This is a genomic window from Lacrimispora amygdalina (assembly GCF_003432035.1).
Lineage (GTDB): Bacteria > Bacillota > Clostridia > Lachnospirales > Lachnospiraceae > Lacrimispora > Lacrimispora amygdalina.
Window position 1 is genome coordinate 14,695 of the sequence record NZ_QOHO01000070.1, and the last position, 21,192, is coordinate 35,886.

The window sequence follows — 21,192 nt, forward strand, 5'->3', positions numbered from 1 at the left end:
TTACTGAGAACAATAGGAACAAGCTCCTAAGTGAACCACTTCCGATAATGGAACCAGCCTTACATACGCGGTGATCGCCGTACAGTCTTTATTACTATGATATTTCTCACCTGACGGCATTATATAGACCACACTTCCTTCTTCTGTAAGACCGGTGCATCTGCTGCAGGGCTTATATTTTCCTCCGTTTATATTGCGCATACTCTCAAGATCCTTTTTATTAACCGCCTTAATATGATTATATAAATAGTGGCAGGTCCTTTTTTTATGATACCTTGTACTGTCTCTTCCCACGTAAACCAGTTCCTGTGAGTGATCAGATTCCTCATTATAAAGCAGTGTATTTCCAATCCATGCTCTTCGGCAGCATCTGGCTGTCATTTTAATACTTTTTAGTCCTAATACGGCAAATGGCAGACGTATCCGGTAATCCATAATTAAATCAATGGTTTCGTTATCTTTTAAAATGGAAGAATGGGAAAAAGATACAGAATCGAGGTATTCAAAGACATCATGCCTACTCATTTTCATTCTTGCATAAAGAAGAATTCCCTGTTCTGTCATTCCATTCAGGAAGCCGTCGGGCAGTTCATTTACCCCTGCAGCACTAAGATCTTCTCTTTTCTCCAGCTCTTTTAAAACAGAAACATACTGGCTTAACTCTTCCCCTGTAATCTCAAGGGCAGTCTGCACCTTTCTCCCATCATTTAATAGTTTCATGGGCATCATCAGGATTATTACTGCGAACAGGAAAAGAGGAAGTGCCAGTGCTGCTTCTATGGTCAGACTTGCGGAGCCCTCTTTTAAGGAGGCGGATGACAATACCCTTTTTGCAGAGATCTTTCTTCTTATCAAGGGGATTTGTACCTGGAGAGTAACCTTTGCTTTACGGATGATTTTAATAAACTCTCTGAAAAAGGGCATGATCATTCACCTCCTTAATATGCTTTTTCTGTCCGTACGTCCATCCGAAAAACAGGTTCCAGCCCTCCGAAAAAAATATGCCGCGAAACAACTGTTCCTTTCATTTCCGCCCGATATATACAATGGGACATGCGAAACTTTTCATCTGCTGTACAAAGATTCATCTGAATGATATCCATAAGACGGTAATACTGCAGGCTGCTATGGGAGATAAAAAGAATCAGTTTTAAATATCCGGTATAATCAATACCGTTATTGTCGCTTCCCCCTCCCTCAAACTTCCCCTGGCTTCCTGCGTCCAGCAAACTCCCAAGTGAGAGTCTCCAGTTTGCTTTTGATTTGATAAGGGAGACCTTTTCTCCCTGAAGAATGCGCCTTATATCAACAATGGCTTCCCCCATTGCCCAGATGCTCATTACGAAAAAGGCTACAAGTCCCGTAAGGGGCGTGAGTCCCGTAACGCCGGTAATTACTCCTGCCAAAGCATTTGCTTCTTCTCTTTTTTCCTGGTCTGTCAGAATATGTACCAGATTCAGGCCCTCCCTTATGGCCAGAATATCGGTTATGGCTTGTAAAAAATTGTTCTCATCGGTATTCTCACCTCCAATTAAGTATTCCATCTCATACTTGACGTCCTTATCTTCTTCTGATAAAAAGTTAGTCAGAAAGCGTCCACAGTACTCCTCAAATAAGATTCGGTCTATTAATCCGTCAATCTCTCCCTGTTCTCCTGTATAAAGCAGGGATGGGAATGAATTATTATTTAAAACCCCTTTTGATAACTCCTTCCCTTCCGGAAGAACCAGAGCCATCAGACCGTTTTTTACAAGATCCTGCACTTTTTCTAAAATTTTTTCTTTTTCAGGATTTTTTACACCGTTGGTATAGGAAAGGGAAGAAATATGTATCTCATACCATATATCCATAACAGAGCCCCATAGTCCGGATAAATCAGGTTCATCATCATCATCATCGTCTGAACTGCTATCCCATTCATCTATTATTTGTTCTACCTCCATAGCCCGGTCTTTCGAACGTTCTATCTTGCCCTTCATGATAATGACCTCTCCTGCAAGAGCTTCAACTTCCTTTCTCCTGTCTCCATCCTGCCTGACGTAGGAATCATACCAGTCAGTGTCACTGTTTAATGTGCTTTGAACCGAATCGCTTAACTGATATATGGTTTCTGCTTTTTTACTCTTTGTCTTTTGTAATTGAATATTTAATTGATCAGCTATGTCTCCGTAAGTTTTTATAAGGATTGGAATCCGGTCTATTTCTTTTTTTAGATCGTCCGCTTTCTCTATGAATCCATGCCCATCATAATTGTTTAAACAAGAATCCGCCTCCTGCCATATGTGCTTTTGGTTTTCTAAAGATCTATTTATGTCCTCAATCACATGCTCCAGACGTACTGCTTCCTTTGTGTGTTCCCCATAGGATTTGGATAGCTCTTTTACTGCTGCGGCTTCCTTAAGATCTGCGAGCATTGTAACGGCTCCTGTCTCATCTGGAATATGATCGAAAATACCGTACTTCATATAATCCAGTATTTCCTGCTTCATGTACTTCCCTTTGTCATCGGTAATCTGAACACGCTGCAGCAGATTTGCACTCTCTATATCCATAGAATACCAGCCGGAGTATTCCATATAAGGTTTTATATAATCCAGCCAGTCCTGTTCCAATTGATTGCCTCTTTTTTCCTCCAGAAGAAAGATCCGGTACTTATCCCATGCCTCTCTGTGATATTTGCTGAATACCGAATCCATGGCAGAGTCCGCTGCAATCTTCAAATACCATCTTGTCCCGGCAGTCCGTGCGGACTCTAATAGTCCGCACATCAGACTGAGGATGCATAAAAAAGTCAAACTGAGAAAGACCGTTATATGGCCATTGTTATGCATTAATACACCTCTTTCGACTGCTTGTTAATCTCTTCAAATATACTATCAAGCAGTTTTTTGATGTTGGTTTTGAAAATAATCACAAGACCAATTAAAACCACCAGTATCAATACAATTTCGATAACCCCTACTCCGTCCTCCTCTCTTATAAAGTCTTTGATCTGTTCTCTCATTAATACAGCCATGGTATCACCTCCTCTCTAGTAAAATGCAAGAAATGCAGGAACTACTATCATAATCATGACCACAAAAAGCATTAGAAGGAGCGGAAGCAAAAGTCTGGTTCCGGCCTCTTCTCCCAATTTCCTCGCTGCATTCTTTCTCTGCTCAAATGCAGAAGCCATCTCAATATCAAGCGCATTTCTTAGCTGTCTGCCTCCGTTTTTCTGATTTTGCTCCAGCAAGGCTGCAAGCTTTATGTATGGCTGAAGGCCGCACCGCCTTCCAAATTCACTGTAAGCACGGCCTTCGGACAGACCGCTTTTTATCTGCGATGCCGCCTTAACCATCTCTTCGTAGGCAGGACGAATAGTCTGCTTTCCGTTTTTAAGTGACTCCCCATAACCGGCAGCAATCCGTTCCCATGCTCCCCTGACTGTATAACCTGCTCCAATATAGACTACAAGTTTTGATATCACTTCCGAATAATCCAGTAAAAGCTGCTGTTCTCTCAACCTGCCTGCTTTCTGTTTTTCAACCTGGGTCCTGACCTGTAAAAGGACTGCCAGTGATAAACCAAGCACAGGCAATATCCCATAGCCTCCATCCCTGGGTTTCAAATACTTTAGTTTCTGACCTTCAAACTCCTGAGGTAAAACCAGTGCATCCTTTGTCTGCTGCATTGCATCAATCTCATCAGCCCATTTTCGAAAAGCTGCTTTCTGCTTCTCTTCCATTGTCAGGGCAGGTGGAAATACCTTACCTTTAAATTGATATTCTCGCTCATGGATCCCGTCCGATACTTCTGCAATGATCATAATTTCTTTTCCTCCATCAGCAATATCCTCGTTATAAACCGTTCCAAAGGAATCAATCAGGTCAGGATCACTGGTCTCCCAGCGGACCGACAGACCGAAGCTGTCCAGTCTCGTTTTGAAATTCAGATTACGTTTTATGGTATTAAGGGAATCATTCTCTGAAAGCATCTGAGTTTCCAGTTCCTTTTCCAGTCTGTTAAAGAGATCTTCTGCTTCTTTTTCTGTATAATGACGCTCCCGCACTGGAATTTCGATCAATAACTTCTTATCATCCTGTACTTTATCCAATCCTTTTACTAAAACTTCATAAATGCTCTCTCCCTGCCCGGGTCCTGCTCTTTTTAACCCATTTCCTTCGATCTCATTCTGCCTGCCCCATAGGGAGAAAAACTCCATAATTGCATACAAAAGTACTCCGCCCGCCATGCATGCAGCCTGAATCTTTGTTACAGGCAGTTTCCATCTGATTTTTAACTGATCTTTCATCAAACCTCCTGGCTATATTTCAATATCCATAATCCGCTTTGCTGTCCAAAAAGCAACCATATAAATCGCCATGCAGATGGTCATTAGAATTCTTCCTGCCCCTGTGGTATACATGATCTGAAAAAAGCCAGGAGAGGTAACGTCAATATAAATAACTATAAAAAAAGGAATGAGATTCATAATCTTTAGTTCGAACTGTTTGGAAGCCGTCATGGTAAGTATTTCCTGTCTTACCTGTACTTTATCCCTAATCACATCTGCGGTATGGCTGATAATAGAAACCAACTCTCCTCCACTTCGTTTTGCGGCGGAAAACACCTCTGCAAAATTCTTTACATCATCCAGCCCGCTTCTTAAGGCAAATTCCAGAAATGCCTGCTCTACCGGCCGGTTAATACGAATCTGGCTTTCAATCAGCTGAAATTCCTTCGTTATAAGTCCTTCCTTTCCATAAAGAGCAGACAGCTCTCTTGAAGAGGATAGCAATGCGTTTTCAACGGAATACCCGGCACTCAAAAAAGAGGATAGAAGTAAAATCCCTTCTTTAAATTCCAGATTCAGCTGCCTGAGCCGCTTTTCTTTTAATTCTTTTCTTTTTATAAATGGAACAATGATTCCGAACGGAATAAAAATCAGAAATACCATCAGACTGCGATAGAAAATATATGAAAATAATGCTGCGATTAATAATCCCTGTCCACTATAAACAATCCATTCCCTCAGAGACAGGATATATGTATCATAATTCAATGCCTGCTGCTTTGAGTTTTTCTGTATTTTTAAGACTCCCCACTTTTTTAAGGCTTCCACGAACTGTCCTGGCATTACCCTGCTCCGTCTTTTCTTCCTCAAATCTATAAAGGGGATTAAGTCTGATTTCACCATCTTCATAGCCTGCTACCTCCACAATTGACAGGACCCGTCTGCTTTTATCTCTCAGTCTGCCTAAATGAATTAAGACATCAATCGCAGCTGCAACCTGGCTGCGTACAGCCAAAAGGGGGATGTCTGCTCCCATGAGCACCATGGTTTCCAGTCTGGACAGCATGTCCTTAGGGCTGTTGCCATGTCCTGTGCTTAAGCTTCCGTCATGTCCTGTATTCATGGCAGAAATCATATCAAGCGCTTCTTTTCCTCTTACTTCACCCACAATGATCCTGGATGGATTCATACGAAGAGCTGCCCTGATTAAATCACCAATCGTCACCTTTCCCTCCCCTTCTCCATTGGCACCTCTTGTCTCCAACCGGACCAGATTGGGGATGTGTTTGATTTGAAGCTCTGCTGAGTCCTCTATGGTTACAATGCGCTCATTATTTGGTATATAAGCAGAAAGAGCATTTAAAAAAGTACTCTTTCCAGAATTTGTACCGCCGCTGATAAAAATATTATATCCGGCTTCTACAATAATTTTTAAAAAATCTGCTGCATCTCTGGTTATTGAACCAAGCTTTAAAAGCCTGTCTATGGTTATAGGCTCCGGAAACTTTCTGATTGTAACAGCCGGACCGTCAATGGAAACAGGCGGAAGCACAACATGAACTCTGGATCCGTCAGCAAGCCTGGCATCTGCTATGGGTCTTGAAACATTCGCAGTCCTGTTTACACGGCTGACAATCTGCTGAATCATATCTTCCAGTTGTTCCTGATTCTCAAATACCTTCTCCCAACGTTCCATATGTCCGTTTCTTTCAACAAAAATCTGATTTGCACCATTTACCATAATTTCCGTCACTGTTTTATCATCTATCAGTTCCTGAAGTACACCTAAGCGCCTGAAGGAATCAAACAACCACCCCCGAAGCAGCAGCTTTTCTCTCAATGGCAGATACTCTGTCATTCCCAGCTTTATTATCTTCTCATCTATCATGGTATACAGTTCATCATCTGATATCTGCTGATGCTGATTTAATTCCACCATGATGTCTTCCCGCATTGCTCTGCGCTGTTCCTCTTTCAAATCCGTTCCCTCCCTATGGCTGCTTTCTTAAGAGCTGCCGGGTAAAATCTCCTAATTCGCTCCATAAGAGCTGATCCAGATAATTGTCCCTCCTGCCAAAGGTACAATGATAGGGAAGTTTGATTTTCTGGATTCGTTTCAACATGGCATCATGACCGGAGGCCGCCAGATATGTCTCAAACTCCTCTACCTTGGCGGCTGATACACAGTCTTCTTTTACCGGCATATAGATTCCATCACATACTTCAAGAACATCCGCCGCTCTTTTCCCCATCTGTCCCAGATCAAGTATGATGGTGCCATATGTGCTTTGTTCCGAGATCTGCCTGATTAATCCTGCTATCTCCTGTGATGAAACGAAAGCAAGATCTTCCGGATACTGAACCGGAGGCACATAATCCAAATCACCCCATGTATAAATGGCAGCACCAAGTCTGCTAAAGGAAAAGGTTCCCTGCCTGTAATAATAAAACAGATCTGACATTCCCCTCTCGTACGCTTCCCCTGTTAACCCTGCCAGGCCGGAGCAGTCTTCCAGATTTAAATAAAGAACTTTTAAATCCCGGGAGAGAAGCTGTGCCATGGCCAGAGAAAAAGACGTCTTTAAGCAGCGGTTTACCGGCGAATAAACGCCTACCACCCTGCTTCTTTCAGACACTACGGTATACCCCTTGTCTTCTGAAGCTACACAATATTCCTCCATAATTTCCCGAAGAAGGTGATCGGCAGCCTGATACTTATAAACACAGGGATATGGCTCACCAAAAGGAATCATCTTCTCTTCTGAAAGAAGAACCACCCTGTCCGCTCCTATCTGTTCAATCTCCTCATTTGATACGCCGGAGCTGATAAGAAGAAGCTCTATACCATGATCACTGCTGTAATTGTTCAGTTCTTTAAGGGAAGTAAAGGACACAATGGATATGGGAACCCGTTCCTTATCATTCACAAATTCTGCAAACTGTTCTCCAAATGCTGAGTCTGCATCGTATATTGCCGTAATGCGTTTATTCATGGAACCTCCTGTTAAAAGAAAACAACTGCAAGAACCGCTCCTAAAAACATGCACAATCCCAATGGAATTACCGCATCGTACCCATCCAGGACGGAACTATAATAAGCTGTAATTTTTTTTGTTTGTAATAAGGACCTGAAATAGGTCAGAAAATAAGAAAACCGCTGAAAGGCACAGCCTTTCACAGTCATTAGAACCAGGGACCAGAATGCCCCTATTAAAAATCCACATGCGACCGCTGCAAAACCGACGCTAAATCCCAGATAACCGCATATCAGGGCGATAATCTTAATATCACCCGCACCGATCATACGGCATATAAACAAGATAAAAAACCCCGCTGTAACTACCAGGAACCGGCATGCAAAAGATGTCATCTCCTGCAGTACAGCCTGACTGCCTCCCATCCCGCCCGTACCCAGCCCGGATAAAAAAAGTCCGGCTGCTATACCGGTTAGCACCAGCCAATTTGGTATCCTGTGTTCTCTTACATCAAAATAAGAACCGGCTGCCAGTATAAACAATAATACTATAATTTTAACAATACCATCTCCTCTTTTCTAAATTTAAAATCTGAAAATAATGCCGGAAATCGACTGTGGATCATGGAACAATGAATTCCATGTCATTGAAATTGAGAAAGTCCATATACAGAATGTATTTGGGATTCTGACCCTATTATGCACAAGGTGAGAACAAAAGTCAACTGTTTTTTACAATTTTTTACAGATGCTCTTAAACGGAGTGACACCACCCGACAATATTTTTATTGTTATATTTTACATTTTTTTACTATTATTTTAAAGTTTATAAGTAATTTTATACAATTTTCATTGACCTTTCCCCGTCCGGATGTTATTATAATATTAGTTCACTATTTTAAACCAAAGGAGATGTTTCAGGTGGCAAATGGAGATTTTTCCCAGCTATTTAAAAACTGCATGCCGCTTTTTATTGCCTTAGGAGACGAAGTCCGGCTTACAATTATCGAAGTTCTTGCCAGGACGGATTCGTTCCAGACAGAAGGCTTAGCTTACATGGGGAATCAAACCGCAGTCCGGGGGATGAATGTAAATGAAATCACGGACAGAACAAGTTTATCCCGCCCGGCTATATCTCATCATTTAAAGATTCTGAAAGAAGCAGGACTGGTATCCGCCAGGCAGGAAGGAACTGCTAATTATTACTTTCTTACCTTTGGAGAAAGCACAAAAAAACTGTGCACTCTTGGTCAGTATCTCCAGAATTATATGGATCCAGTCCAAATAATTTATGGAGAATCAGGCAATAGATGAATAAAGTTCCAGTTTCCAGATATACTGAGATTTATAGGGACCTCGTTAATACGTTATCTGGAGATGATCATATGAAAAATTTATTGTTAGGAAAACACTTTTCCCTTACGGAAGAGGAACGGAATTTACGCAAGGAGATTGAACGTTCCAAAACCGCCATTGATGCAGCAAGGAATCATTTTGAGCAGGTCGTTGATCCGACATTAATTGACTGTTATATCTACGAGCTTAATGCCGCACAGCTTCGTTACCAGTTTCTATTACGCCGTTTTAAAAGCCGTGAGGTATAATCAGCCACAAAATCCGATTTGATACGGACCTGTTACAAACGCTGCTTCAGCCAGTGGAATCGTGTACCATAATGGAGGGGTGAGCAAATGGAAGATTTAACAAAAGATTTGGAAACAGGTTTTATTACGGAACTTGACCGGTATTTGTACAACAACGGCCGGCATTATGAGATTTATGAAAAACTGGGCGCTCATCCGAAAACATACAACGGAAAACAGGGGATGTATTTTGCAGTCTGGGCTCCTCATGCCAGCCAGGTTGGCGTAGTCGGTGATTTCAACGGCTGGAACCCCGACCTAAATCCCATGGTTCCCCTGGCCGACTCGGGGATCTGGGAAGTATTTGTACCGGAGGTCGGTCCGGGTCAGCTTTACAAATATTCTGTTACCACAAGCAGCGGAAAGATTCTCTTTAAAGCGGATCCCTATGCTTTTTATGCGGAATTCCGCCCCCAGACTGCTTCTATTACTTACGATTTATCCGCATACCCATGGAAAGACCAGGCTTGGGTGAAAGAAAGAGAAAAGCAGGATCCTTTATCAGGGCCTGTCAGCATTTATGAGGTCCACTTAGGATCGTGGAAAAGAAAAAACCGGGAAGATAAAGAAGGTTTTTATACATACAAAGAAGCCGCCCATGAACTGGCGGAATACATAAAGGATATGGGTTATACCCACATAGAGCTTCTGGGGATTGCAGAGCATCCATACGATGGATCCTGGGGATATCAGGTAACCGGTTATTATGCTCCCACTTCCCGGTATGGAACTCCGGACGAGTTCATGTATTTTGTTGATACCATGCACCAGAATGGAATTGGGGTCATACTGGACTGGGTTCCTGCACATTTTCCAAAAGATGCTCACGGACTTTCCGAATTTGATGGGGAAGCCTGTTACGAATACGCAGATCCGCGCAAAGGGGAGCATCCGGACTGGGGGACAAAGGTCTTTGATTACAGCAAATATGAGGTGTGTAATTTTCTTATTGCCAACGCTCTCTACTGGGTGGAAAAGTATCATGTAGACGGGTTAAGAGTGGATGCCGTTGCCTCCATGCTGTATCTGGACTACGGAAGAGACCAGGGCGATTGGGTTAAAAACTGCTGCGGCGGAAACGAAAACCTTGAAGCCATCGAATTCTTTAAACATTTAAACAGTATGGTAAAGAAACGTGGAAAAGGAGCCGTTGTTATTGCAGAAGAATCCACTGCCTGGCCAAAGGTTACGGACCAGCCTGAGAATTCCGGTCTTGGTTTTACTTTTAAGTGGAATATGGGCTGGATGCATGATTTTCTGGAATACATGAAGCTAGATCCCTATTTCAGAAAATATAATCACCATAAAATGACTTTCGGACTTACATATTTTACCAGTGAAAAATATATACTTGTATTGTCCCATGATGAAGTCGTTCATCTAAAAGGTTCCATGATCAATAAAATGCCCGGACTTCTTGAGGATAAGTTTTCTAATTTAAAGCTCGGTTATACTTTCATGCTTGGACATCCCGGAAAGAAACTGCTTTTTATGGGACAGGATTTCGGTCAGTTCCATGAATGGGATGAAAAGGACTCCTTAGACTGGTATCTGGCCAGAGAACCTCTTGGGGAAAATCTGCTAGATTATGTCAGAGACCTTCTTCATCTATACCGGAAATACCCTGCACTCTATGATAATGATTACGTTTGGGAGGGATTCTCCTGGATAAATGCCAATGACAATGAACATAGTATTTTCAGTTTTATCCGGCATGGTAAGGGCAGCCAGAACAGCCTGCTGTTTGTTCTGAACTTTACTCCTGTCAAGCGGCCCGAGTACCGGGTGGGCGTTCCCAAACAGGGAAAATACACCCTTGTTCTTGATACATCTCACGGACTGTATGAAAAAGACAAAACAGCTCTGGTTTATAAATCTGAAAAGACTCCATGGGATGGCCAGGATAATTCCATTGCTTATCCGCTCCCGGCCTATGGAGCAGCCATATTTTGTTTTTGATTAGCTAATTATTTAGTCATATTTCATATAATTTTCTATAATTAGCTATACTTTTTCGCTATTTAGTAGTAAAATATAAGTAAGAAATTACATAATATGCTAGACTCAAAGATGGAAGGAGAGGTTCATATGGCAGCAGAATTAATCGCTACAACAGCAACAAAAAAGGTCTTTCACGATGGTGAAAAGGCAATCAAGGTTTTCAACGCTGAATTTCCTAAGGCTGAAGTTTTAAACGAAGCACTGATCAGCGCCAGAGTAGAAGAGGTCGGCGGCATTAACGTTCCCAGAGTACTGGAAGTCGGTGTTTTTGATAACCAGTGGTCCATTACCTTTGATTATATTGAAGGAAAAACCCTCCAGCAGCTTATGGATGAGAATCCTGAAAAACTGCCAGAATATATGGAACAGATGGTCAATCTTCATCTCAATGTCATGTCTAAGCATTGTCCTCATTTAAATAAGCTGAAGGATAAAATATCCAAACAGATTCAGGATATTGAAGAGCTTGGTGACGTAACAAGATATGACATGCGCACTCAGCTGGACAGCATGCCAAAGCACACAAAACTCTGTCACGGCGATTTTAACCCCTCAAACATTATTGTAAAAAACGATGGTACAATGTATGTTCTGGACTGGGTTCATGCCACTCAGGGCAATGCCAGTGCAGATGTTGCCAGAACCTATCTGCTGTTCTGTCTGCAGGATCAGAATAAGGCGGATATGTATATGAACCTGTTCTGTAAGAAGACAGGAACTGCGAAAAAGTATGTTCAGTCATGGCTTCCCATTGTTGCAGCTGCCCAGCTTTCCAAAAAACGGCCGGAAGAAGCGGAGCTTCTGAATAAATGGGCTGGAGTCTGTGATTATCAGTAATGAGATCTTCAAAGGGAACAGACCTTAATCCGTCCGTTCCCTTTTTATGAATCATATTGTGCCATAACCATTTCATAATATCTGCCCCGTTTTTCCATCAGACTCTGATGAGTTCCCTGTTCCGCAACTTCACCCTGATATATAACCGCTATTAAATCCGCATTCTGAATGGTAGAAAGACGGTGTGCAATCACAAAACAGGTTTTCCCTGCCATCAGGCGGCGCATGGCCTGCTGGATACGAATTTCCGTTCTTGTATCCACATTGGAGGTTGCTTCGTCCAGAATCAGTATTTTGGAGTCCAGGAGCATGGCTCTTGCAATAGTTAAAAGCTGCTTTTGTCCCTTAGAAATATTAGTTCCATCTTCTTTTAAGACAGTATCATAACCATTTGGCAGCTGTTCAATAAAAGAATGTATCCGCGCAGCCTTTGCCGCTTCCATCACTTCCTCCAAAGTTGCGCCTTCTTTCCCATAAGCCAGATTTTCATAGATTGTTCCCTGAAAAAGCCAGGTTTCCTGTAATACCATGGAAAAGGCCTTTCTAAGACTCTCCCTTGTCACAGCTCTTATATCCAGCCCATCAATCAGAATCCTGCCTTTATTCACGTCATAGAAACGCATCAGAAGATTTATGATTGTTGTTTTACCTGCTCCTGTTGGACCCACAATTGCAATCAACTTTCCAGGATCCGCCTTTAAGGATAAATCCTGCAGTATGGGTTTCCCAGGTTCATATCCGAAATTCACATGAGAAAACTCCACACAGCCTACGACCGGGTGATTTAAGTCAGAAAGCACTACCGCATCTGTACTGTCTTCCTTCTCCGGAATTTCATCCATAAGCTTAAACACCCTCTCTGCTGCAGCAAGAGCAGACTGAAGGTCATTCATGATATTTGCCGCTTCATTGATGGGACCGGAAAACTTTCTTGAATAAAGAACAAATGATGAAATCTGTCCCACTGTCATGGACCCGGTCAGATAAAAGAACGCCCCGAATATGCTGATTAAGGTCAGGGATAAGTTGTTGATGAAATTTACCATTGGACCTGTCATGCTTCCGTAATATTCTGATTTGTAGTAGCTTTCCACTGCCTCTCTGTTGCGGATGGAGAATTTACTGATTACTTCCTCTTCCTCACAATAGGCTTTAATGGTCTTCTGCCCAGTCACCTTCTCTTCCACGAAGCCATTGAGGGCTCCAAGGCTTTTCGACCGCGCCCGGAACAAAGGTCTTGTGCGGCTTGTGATAAATCTGGTCATCAGACCTGATAAGGGCACCGTTATTACGAATACCAGCACCAGTCTGGGGGAGATAATGACCATCATATAAAGAGCTCCCACAACCGTCACCAAAGTGGTAAGAATCTGGATTAAATCACTGGAAAGCGATTCATTCACCATATCGATATCATAAGATATCCGGCTTATAATATCTCCGGTCTGGTGGGTGTCATAATATCCGGCAGGCAGGCTGAGCATCCGGTCAAACACATCCTTACGCATCTCATATACAACCTTCCGGCTGATGGTGATCATCAATACCGACAGAAGATAAGACAGAACGGAGGAGGCCAGATAGAACACTGCCATAAGGCCTGCATATTGAAACACGCGCTGGAAATTTACCAGCCCTTTTCCAGGTTCTATGGCATCAACAGCGTAGCCGGAAAGCAGCGGTCCCAGCAGTGCAAGCAGGTTGCTGCCGATTGTCATGGCAAAAGCAAGAAGGAGCAGAAACCAGTACTTCATAAGATAAGGCATCAGGCGTTTTATTATGCTTTTCCGTAAGTCCTTCATCCGTTTTCTCCCCTTTCCGCTCCCATCTGGGAAATAACAATCTCCCGGTAGCCTTCACAGGTTTTCATCAATTCCTCATGAGTTCCCATACCAATAGCAGCACCTTCCTCCAGCACCATAATCTGATTTAAGTTCATAACAGAACTCACTCTCTGGGCGATGAGTATGCAGGTAGTATGGGAAAAATTCTCCCTTAATTCTTTTCTTAACAGAGAATCCGTTTTATAGTCCAGAGCACTGGAAGAATCATCAAGTATCAGAATTTCAGGATGGGCGGCAAGAGCCCTGGCTATCAGGATTCTCTGCTTCTGGCCTCCGCTTAAATTTGCACCGCGGATATTTAACGATTCTAAAATCCCTCCTTTTTCACCGATAAAATCAAGTGCCCTTGCAAATCCTGCTGCCACAACTGCCTCCTGCTCAGAAATGTTTCTTCCCATTCGGATATTTTCCAATATGGATTCTTCAAATATCACATCATTTTGAAAAACCGTTCCAAACCTGGACCTTAATTCCTTAAGATTCATGGTTCGGATATCCCGTCCATTCATGCGAATAACGCCCTCATCCGGATCATAATACCTCATAAGCAGATTAACCACTGTAGATTTCCCAGAACCGGTTGCTCCTATAATACCAAGCGTTTCTCCTTTTCCCAGTTGGAAAGTGATGTCTCTTAAATGATTCCCGGTACCGTCATAGGAGAAGGAAATATGGTCAAATTCCAGTAATGAGTCTTCTTTTTTCTCCTCTTCTAAAACAGGAACGAACTGAAAAGACGTCTCATCCTCACTTTCCAGGACCCTGTCGATCCGATCCGCAGACGCTGCTGCCTTTGATACAATAACGAACATCCTGGAAATAGACATCAATGCGTTTAAAATAATTGTAAAGTAAGTCATAAATGCCAGTATGGTACCCACTTTGGACAGCCCCTCATTAACCCGGTATGCCCCTGCAACCACCACGCACACCAGACCCATATTAAGAAATAAGTTCATGGCGGGGTTGGTTATGGCTGTTGTGATGGTTGCACGTTTTTCCCAGTCCACCACATCACGATTACTTTTATCAAACCGGTTTCGTTCATAGTCCTCTTTCGAAAGTGCTTTAATCACACGTATTCCGGCTATATCTTCCCGAATAAGCCTTACAAATCCATCCATGTTTTCCTGCAGCTGGGTAAAAAGCGGTATACTTTTTCCTGAAACAGTAATAACCACAACTGTAAGAAGGGGAAGAACAGCTAAAAGAATGCAGGCCAGAGCCGGATCCAGTAAAAGCGTCATAATAATCCCGCCCACCAGTAAAATAGGCGCCCGGACTCCAAGCCTCTGAATTCTCCCAATCATCTGATGAACATGATAAGTATCACTGGTAAGCCTGGAGATCAGGGAAGGTCTGGTTATCTCATCTGCCTGCCGGTTTGAAAGAACCATCACTTTCCGGAATAAATCTTCACGGATGGTAAATATCGAGTCACTTGCCACTCTCGCTGCCATGCGGTTTGCAATAATACTTAATGTAACAGCCAGCACAGAACATACAAACATGAATATTCCCCATAAAAAGATCTCTTCTTTCTTTCCTGACGGAATTACCACATCAATCATGCGGGCCAGGGTCCAGGGAAGAAAGAGATCCATTAGTGTTCCAGAAAATTTAATGAAAAAGCCCACTGTCATCCGTAGATAATAGGGCTTTAAATAGTACGTAATAATTCGTTTCATGACTCTTCTTTACCAGACATGGTCTCATGCTCTTTTTTTAATTCCTGATACAATTCATAAAAACTCCATTTTGAGTTGGTATCTGTTATCACGGCCTTTAAGGCTATTTTTGATACCCCTGACCGCTTTAGGTTCATCAGAAGTTCATCAATCCTCCTGCTGGAGAAATTCTTCATAATCAGAACCTCTTCTTCCACAACCGGACATTCACCCGCGGTTTGTTCCCCGAATCCGTCCAGTCCTGCCAGATATCCTATCGTCTGGTCCGTCTGATCCGGAGAAATATTCTTAATACGGATTCCCATTCGAACGAGAACTGCCTTTAACCTGGCAGTCCTGGTATCATTCCCTTTCTGACTGTCCTTTTCCGGGCAAAAGTATAATACCATTTCCTTCTTTACTGACATATCAATTCCTCCTGCTGTCTATAACAATTGTCTGCGAAGTTCTTCGCCGTCTAACATGCTTAAATAGGATGGCGCGATATCAAATACGGTTTTACAGCCGCTTATCCCCTCATTATTTAAACGATACGCAGCCCTCGCATAGGCAATAAGCACAGATGCGGTAAATTCAGGGTTAGAATCCAGCTTGAGGCTGTATTCAATCACATGACTGTTCTCATCGTTCCACCCTGTTGTTCCGGTTCTTATAACAGATCCACCATGTGGAATCCCCTTGTGGTCCCGCATAAGCTCTTCTTCACTGATAAAGTGAACCTCTGTATCGTAATCTGCAAAATAATTGGGCATGGTCACAATCTCTTCCCTTATTTTTTCCTGATCTGCGCCTTCTTCTAATATCACAAAGCACTCCCGGGTATGCTTTTGCCTGGTGGTAAACTTTGGATTAACCCCACTCCGGACTGCCTCCAAAGCCTCTTTTACAGGAATGGTATACTGTCTGGCATCTTTTACTCCTTCAATCTTTCTTATGGCATCTGAATGTCCCTGGCTTACTCCTTTACCCCAGAATGTATAATCATGTCCGCCTGGTAATATGGCACCCGCATACAGGCGGTTTAAAGAAAACATACCGGGATCCCAGCCCACGGATATGATACTTACTTTATTTCCCTTTCTGGCTTCTGCGTCTGCCTTTTCATAATGTTCCTGAATCTTTGCATGAGTGTCAAAGCTGTCTACCACATTAAAATATCTGGCAAACCGGGGCGTCTGCTTCGGAAGATCCAGTGCACTTCCTCCGCAGAGAATCAGCACGTCAACAGCATCTTTCATTGAAACGGCCTCTTCAACCGGATAAACCCTTACCTCCGGTGTAAGAAGACTGATTGATTCCGGATCTCTCCTGGTAAACACTGCACAAAGCTCCATATCCGGATTATGAAGGATGGCGCTTTCCACTCCTTTCCCAAGATTTCCGTAGCCTAAAATTCCTATTTTTATAGTCATAATTAATCTGCCTTTCCAAAAATTCTTACTTTCTATTATAGTTTACAGGAAGTCCGGTGTAAATCCTGTATCGCATTTATAGAAAAAACCGCAGCCGGATAAACGGTCTGCGGTTTAAAAATTCTAAGTTACTTAAGCAAATGCTGCTGCAACCTCCGGCATCTCAAGCGCGGTTGTCTCATACTTATCCAAAATTACTCTCTGGATCATATCCCGGGTTCCGGAATTAATAGGATGTGCAATATCCCGGTATTCCCCGTCTGCAGCCTTGCGGCTTGGCATGGCAATAAACAGGCCTTTCTCTCCTTCAATTACCTTAATATCATGAATCACAAATTCATTGTCCAGTGTTATGGATACAATTGCTTTCATCTTACCCTCTTTTTCGATGCGTCTAACTCTTACGTCTGTAATCTGCATGTTAAAGCCCCTTCCCGTCACATTTCCTATAATGTGTATCTTTCGTTTTTTTCTATGACAATTTTTACATTGTCTGGCGTTCCTATATAGGTAGTATTGGCCCGGATTGTATCCCGGCTTTCCACGATACAGTTTTCTATTACCGTATTGTCTCCTATATAAACATCATTTAAAATGATGGAATTCCTGATGACACAGTTGTTACCGATGTATGCTTTTTTAAATAATACGGAGTTTTCTACTACTCCATTGACAATACTTCCGCTGGATATCAGACTGTTTTTCACAGATGCTCCAGGGTTGTACTTAGCTGGTGGCAGGTCGTCAATTTTAGAATAAACATCCGGATACTGCCGGAAGAAATAATCCCTGACCTCTGGTTTTAAAAAGTCCATATTGGTTTTATAATAGGACTCCACAGAAGCAATGTTTCTCCAGTATGTATTCATACGGTAAGCATAGATTCTTTTCAGATTCCGATAGCGGACGAGAATGTCACTAACGAAATCATACCGGTCTTCCATGGCACACCGCTCAATTAACTCAATAAGCTGGCGTCTGCGGATCACATAGATACCACAGGAAACCGTATTGGAGGAGGCAATCATAGGTTTCTCCTCAAAATCTGTAATTCTCCCATCGTCATTGGTTTTCACAATTCCGAAACGGGTCGTATCTTCCCCTGCCGGAAGTTCCGTACAGACAACGGTAATATCAGCCTTCTTTTCAATATGATATTCCAGAACTTTTCCATAATCCAGCTTATAGATTCCATCCCCTGCAGCGATAACCACATATGGCTCATGGCTGTTTTTTAAGAATATCAGATTCTGATAAAGGGCATCGGCAGTTCCCCTGTACCAGTCGCTGCTTTCTGCTGTAATGGTGGGAGTAAATACATACAAGCCTCCCTGCTTTCTTCCGAAATCCCACCACTTTGACGAACTTAAATGCAGATGAAGAGATCTGGAATTATACTGGGTAAGCACCGCCACATTCTGTATATGGGAGTTTGTCATGTTGCTTAGTGCAAAATCAATGCTGCGGTAGTTCCCTGCAATGGGCATAGCGGCAATGGCCCTTTTATTGGATAATTCCCTCATTCTTTTGCTGTTTCCGCCTGCTAATACAATTCCTATGGCCCTCATCTCATACCACCTGCCTTTATGATGTAGTCACCGCCTGTCAACTCCCCATCAGGATAATCTTCCGGCCTGGTCTCTCCAACAATTGCTGTGTTCTTTCCCACCTTTACTTTATCTGGTATGACGGAATTTTCTCCGATAGTCACCAGATCAAACTGATAGACTTTTGGATCATACTTGCTTGGCGCAAAATCACCTGCTCCCAGCTCACAATCCGCTCCGATAATAACATTCTCAGCGATGATTGCTTTATTGATCCTGGTGTTTTCCCCTATCACACATTCTCTCATGATAATGGAATCTTCGATTACAGCTCCTGATTTGATTACTACACCGGCACCGATGACAGAGTTATGAACTTCTCCCCAGATCTCAGTTCCCTCTCCGATGATGCTACGGTCAATGACAGCCTCTTCTGCTACATACTGGGGCGGTATAATATCACTCTTCGTATAAATCTTCCAGTACTCTTCGTAAAGATTAAACTCAGGAATGATATCAATCAGCTCCATATTTGCTTCCCAGTAAGAACTTAAGGTACCTACATCCTTCCAGTAGCCGTTATACTCGTAAGCAAACACCCTGTTTCCTGATTCGAAGCAATAAGGAATAATATGTTTGCCAAAGTCACAGCCAGGAACATCCGACATGCGGATTAAAGCTTCCTTTAAGACCTTCCAGCTGAATATGTAGATACCCATGGAAGCAAGATTGCTTCTGGGATTTGCGGGTTTTTCCTCGAATTCTGTAATCCGGTTATTCTCATCGGTTATCAGAATTCCAAACCGGCTGGCCTCTTCAATAGGGACCGGCATGGCAGCAATAGTGATATCAGCATTATTTGCTTTGTGATACTCCAGCATAACTTCATAATCCATCTTATAAATATGATCCCCTGAAAGGATAAGAACGTAATCCGGATTATACGTTTCCATATACTCCAGGTTCTGATAGATGGCATTGGCTGTACCGGTATACCAGTCACTCCCTTTGCTTCTTTCATAGGGAGGCAGAATCGTGACACCGCCAACGTTACGGTCTAAATCCCACGGGATACCTATCCCGATATGAGTGTTTAAACGCAATGGCTGATACTGAGTCAGGACCCCTACTGTATCGACTCCTGAATTGATGCAATTGCTGAGCGGAAAATCGATGATACGGTATTTTCCGCCAAATGATACTGCGGGTTTTGCCACCTTCTGCGTCAGAACACCCAAACGGCTGCCCTGACCGCCCGCAAGAAGCATGGCAATCATCTCTTTTTTAATCACGTTATCACCTCTTGCTGTTGATATTTATTGTACTAGCATTATACCACACATTCGTAAAATAGTGAACAAATTTTTGAATTATTGTGATAATTTTTTGTGCATTTTCCGACATTTTTCATGCTTTTGTCATTTCTTTTACATTTTAGCATTTATCCGGCGTTTTTGCTCCTCTCCCCCTTGAATCGAGGCTGAAAATACAGTATAATCTTATTAAGTATGCGAACATGTAAAAGGAGAAGCTATTATGGATTTAACCACAGTAAGACAAATATATAGAGATAAAGATTCATTTCTTAATAAGGAAGTTACAATCGGAGGCTGGGTGAGAAGCTTAAGGGATTCCAAAACCTTCGGTTTCATTGTGTTAAATGACGGAAGCTATTTTGATACTCTTCAGATTGTATATCACGACACAATGGTGAACTTTTCAGATATATCAAAGCTAAACGTAGGTGCTGCAATTATCGTCACAGGTACCCTGGTTCCGACACCGGAAGCCAAACAGCCTTTTGAGATACAGGCCGCAAAAATCGACATTGAAGGTGCCTCTGCTCCAGACTATCCTCTTCAGAAAAAGCGTCATTCCTTTGAATATTTAAGAACCATCTCTCATCTGCGTCCCAGAACGAATACGTTTCAGGCAGTTTTCCGGGTGCGTTCTCTGATTGCCTATGCCATCCATCAGTTCTTCCAGGAGCGGGATTTTGTCTATGTGCACACCCCGCTCATCACAGGAAGTGACTGTGAAGGCGCGGGAGAGATGTTCCAGGTTACAACCATGGATTTAAAAAATATTCCGATGACTCAGGGGGGCGCTGTGGACTTTACCCAGGATTTCTTCGGAAAACCTACCAACTTAACCGTAAGCGGACAGCTGAATGCCGAGACCTATGCAATGGCTTTCAGAAATGTATATACCTTTGGTCCTACATTCCGTGCCGAAAACTCCAATACTACCAGGCACGCTGCTGAATTCTGGATGATTGAGCCTGAGATGGCATTTGCTGACCTGCAGGATGATATGGAACTTGCAGAATCCATGCTGAAATATGTGATCCGTTACGTTCTTGAGCATGCTCCGGAAGAGATGAACTTCTTTAACCAGTTTGTGGATAAGGAACTGTTAGACAGACTGAACCATGTACTGAATTCTGAATTCGCACATGTGACTTATACGGAAGCGGTTGAGCTTTTAGAGAAGCACAATGAAGAATTTGATTATAAAGTATTCTGGGGCTGTGACTTACAGACAGAGCATGAACGTTATTTAACAGAACAGCTCTTTAAAAAACCGGTATTTGTCACTGATTATCCAAAGGAAATCAAGGCATTTTACATGAAGATGAACCCGGATAACAAAACCGTTGCCGCTGTTGACTGCCTGGTTCCAGGAATCGGTGAGATTATAGGCGGAAGCCAGAGAGAAGATAACTTAGACAAGCTTACCGCGCGTATGGATGAGCTGGGACTTAAGAAAGAAGATTATGATTTCTACCTTGACTTAAGAAAATACGGTTCTACCCGTCATGCGGGATTCGGACTTGGATTTGAACGATGCGTCATGTATTTAACCGGCATGGCCAATATCCGCGACGTCGTTCCATTCCCAAGAACCGTTAACAACTGCGAATTATAAGCCGCTGAGGCTGCTGCCAATAAATCAGACAGCCTCTTTATA

20 protein-coding genes are annotated in these 21,192 nt (G+C 42.7%); 5 read left to right on the plus strand and 15 right to left on the minus strand.

Translation table 11 applies throughout. The features are described 5' to 3' along the window. From DS742_RS20535 to DS742_RS20570, 8 genes are read right to left on the minus strand one after another with little or no spacing between them, the layout of a single operon-like run. Entirely contained in the window at positions 1 to 924 is a 924-nt protein-coding gene (locus DS742_RS20535; RefSeq protein ID WP_117418831.1) for a hypothetical protein, read from the minus strand. Between the two features lie 14 nt (positions 925 to 938). Beyond that, positions 939 to 2,831: a DUF5702 domain-containing protein gene (locus tag DS742_RS20540; protein ID WP_117418832.1), complete on the minus strand. Its 1,893-nt coding sequence runs from the start codon at positions 2,829 to 2,831 to the stop codon at positions 939 to 941. Next, a complete protein-coding gene (locus DS742_RS20545) occupies positions 2,831 to 3,004 on the minus strand; it encodes a Flp1 family type IVb pilin (protein WP_117418860.1) in 174 nt (57 codons plus the stop codon). The genes DS742_RS20540 and DS742_RS20545 overlap by 1 nt, the downstream gene beginning before the upstream one ends. A gap of 27 nt (positions 3,005 to 3,031) precedes the next feature. Continuing rightward, positions 3,032 to 4,294, minus strand: a complete 1,263-nt coding sequence (locus DS742_RS20550; protein WP_117418833.1) for a type II secretion system F family protein — start codon at positions 4,292 to 4,294, stop codon at positions 3,032 to 3,034. Positions 4,295 to 4,306: 12 nt separating this feature from the next. Continuing rightward, entirely contained in the window at positions 4,307 to 5,044 is a 738-nt protein-coding gene (locus tag DS742_RS20555) for a type II secretion system F family protein (RefSeq protein WP_170313536.1), read from the minus strand. After that, on the minus strand, positions 5,034 to 6,230 hold the full coding sequence (locus DS742_RS20560; protein WP_117418861.1) for a TadA family conjugal transfer-associated ATPase: 1,197 nt from the start codon (positions 6,228 to 6,230) through the stop codon (positions 5,034 to 5,036). The genes DS742_RS20555 and DS742_RS20560 overlap by 11 nt, the downstream gene beginning before the upstream one ends. A gap of 37 nt (positions 6,231 to 6,267) precedes the next feature. After that, positions 6,268 to 7,269: a P-loop NTPase family protein gene (locus DS742_RS20565; protein WP_117418835.1), complete on the minus strand. Its 1,002-nt coding sequence runs from the start codon at positions 7,267 to 7,269 to the stop codon at positions 6,268 to 6,270. Between the two features lie 11 nt (positions 7,270 to 7,280). Beyond that, on the minus strand, positions 7,281 to 7,793 hold the full coding sequence (locus DS742_RS20570; protein ID WP_242996655.1) for a prepilin peptidase: 513 nt from the start codon (positions 7,791 to 7,793) through the stop codon (positions 7,281 to 7,283). 369 nt (positions 7,794 to 8,162) lie between these two features. On the opposite strand from DS742_RS20570, the gene DS742_RS20575 reads away from it, so the two are divergent. The 4 genes from DS742_RS20575 (at position 8,163) to DS742_RS20590 (ending at position 11,731) form a co-directional block, all read left to right on the plus strand. Next, a complete protein-coding gene (locus DS742_RS20575; protein ID WP_437126188.1) occupies positions 8,163 to 8,564 on the plus strand; it encodes an ArsR/SmtB family transcription factor in 402 nt (133 codons plus the stop codon). A 71-nt stretch (positions 8,565 to 8,635) separates the two neighbouring features. Further along, positions 8,636 to 8,854, plus strand: coding sequence for a YaaL family protein (locus DS742_RS20580; protein WP_117418863.1), 219 nt, complete (start codon positions 8,636 to 8,638; stop codon positions 8,852 to 8,854). Positions 8,855 to 8,941: 87 nt separating this feature from the next. After that, a complete protein-coding gene (gene glgB / locus DS742_RS20585) occupies positions 8,942 to 10,852 on the plus strand; it encodes a 1,4-alpha-glucan branching protein GlgB (RefSeq protein ID WP_117418837.1) in 1,911 nt (636 codons plus the stop codon). 129 nt (positions 10,853 to 10,981) lie between these two features. Continuing rightward, complete coding sequence (locus DS742_RS20590; RefSeq protein ID WP_117418838.1) at positions 10,982 to 11,731, plus strand: phosphotransferase family protein; 750 nt, start codon at positions 10,982 to 10,984, stop codon at positions 11,729 to 11,731. Positions 11,732 to 11,775: 44 nt separating this feature from the next. Here DS742_RS20590 and DS742_RS20595 read toward each other — a convergent pair whose 3' ends face one another. The 7 genes from DS742_RS20595 to DS742_RS20625 form a co-directional block, all read right to left on the minus strand. Further along, positions 11,776 to 13,533 carry an ABC transporter ATP-binding protein gene (locus tag DS742_RS20595; protein WP_117418839.1) on the minus strand — a complete coding sequence of 586 codons (1,758 nt, stop codon included), beginning with the start codon at positions 13,531 to 13,533 and terminating at the stop codon, positions 11,776 to 11,778. Further along, a complete protein-coding gene (locus DS742_RS20600) occupies positions 13,530 to 15,263 on the minus strand; it encodes an ABC transporter ATP-binding protein (protein WP_117418840.1) in 1,734 nt (577 codons plus the stop codon). Before DS742_RS20600 ends, DS742_RS20595 begins: the two co-directional genes overlap by 4 nt. Next, the gene (locus DS742_RS20605; RefSeq protein ID WP_117418841.1) at positions 15,260 to 15,670 is read right to left on the minus strand and encodes a DUF3783 domain-containing protein; all 411 of its coding nucleotides are present in this window, start codon (positions 15,668 to 15,670) and stop codon (positions 15,260 to 15,262) included. The genes DS742_RS20600 and DS742_RS20605 overlap by 4 nt, the downstream gene beginning before the upstream one ends. 18 nt (positions 15,671 to 15,688) lie before the next feature. Next, the gene (locus DS742_RS20610) at positions 15,689 to 16,675 is read right to left on the minus strand and encodes a diaminopimelate dehydrogenase (RefSeq protein WP_117418842.1); all 987 of its coding nucleotides are present in this window, start codon (positions 16,673 to 16,675) and stop codon (positions 15,689 to 15,691) included. A 132-nt stretch (positions 16,676 to 16,807) separates the two neighbouring features. Further along, complete coding sequence (gene spoVG, locus DS742_RS20615) at positions 16,808 to 17,095, minus strand: septation regulator SpoVG (RefSeq protein ID WP_104439707.1); 288 nt, start codon at positions 17,093 to 17,095, stop codon at positions 16,808 to 16,810. Positions 17,096 to 17,121: 26 nt separating this feature from the next. Beyond that, the gene (gene glgD, locus DS742_RS20620) at positions 17,122 to 18,243 is read right to left on the minus strand and encodes a glucose-1-phosphate adenylyltransferase subunit GlgD (RefSeq protein ID WP_117418843.1); all 1,122 of its coding nucleotides are present in this window, start codon (positions 18,241 to 18,243) and stop codon (positions 17,122 to 17,124) included. Further along, positions 18,240 to 19,514: a glucose-1-phosphate adenylyltransferase gene (locus tag DS742_RS20625; protein WP_117418844.1), complete on the minus strand. Its 1,275-nt coding sequence runs from the start codon at positions 19,512 to 19,514 to the stop codon at positions 18,240 to 18,242. The genes glgD and DS742_RS20625 overlap by 4 nt, the downstream gene beginning before the upstream one ends. A 244-nt stretch (positions 19,515 to 19,758) precedes the next feature. Between DS742_RS20625 and asnS the strand changes: the two genes are divergently transcribed. Beyond that, on the plus strand, positions 19,759 to 21,150 hold the full coding sequence (asnS, locus tag DS742_RS20630; RefSeq protein WP_117418845.1) for an asparagine--tRNA ligase: 1,392 nt from the start codon (positions 19,759 to 19,761) through the stop codon (positions 21,148 to 21,150). Positions 21,151 to 21,192: the final 42 nt, after the last annotated feature.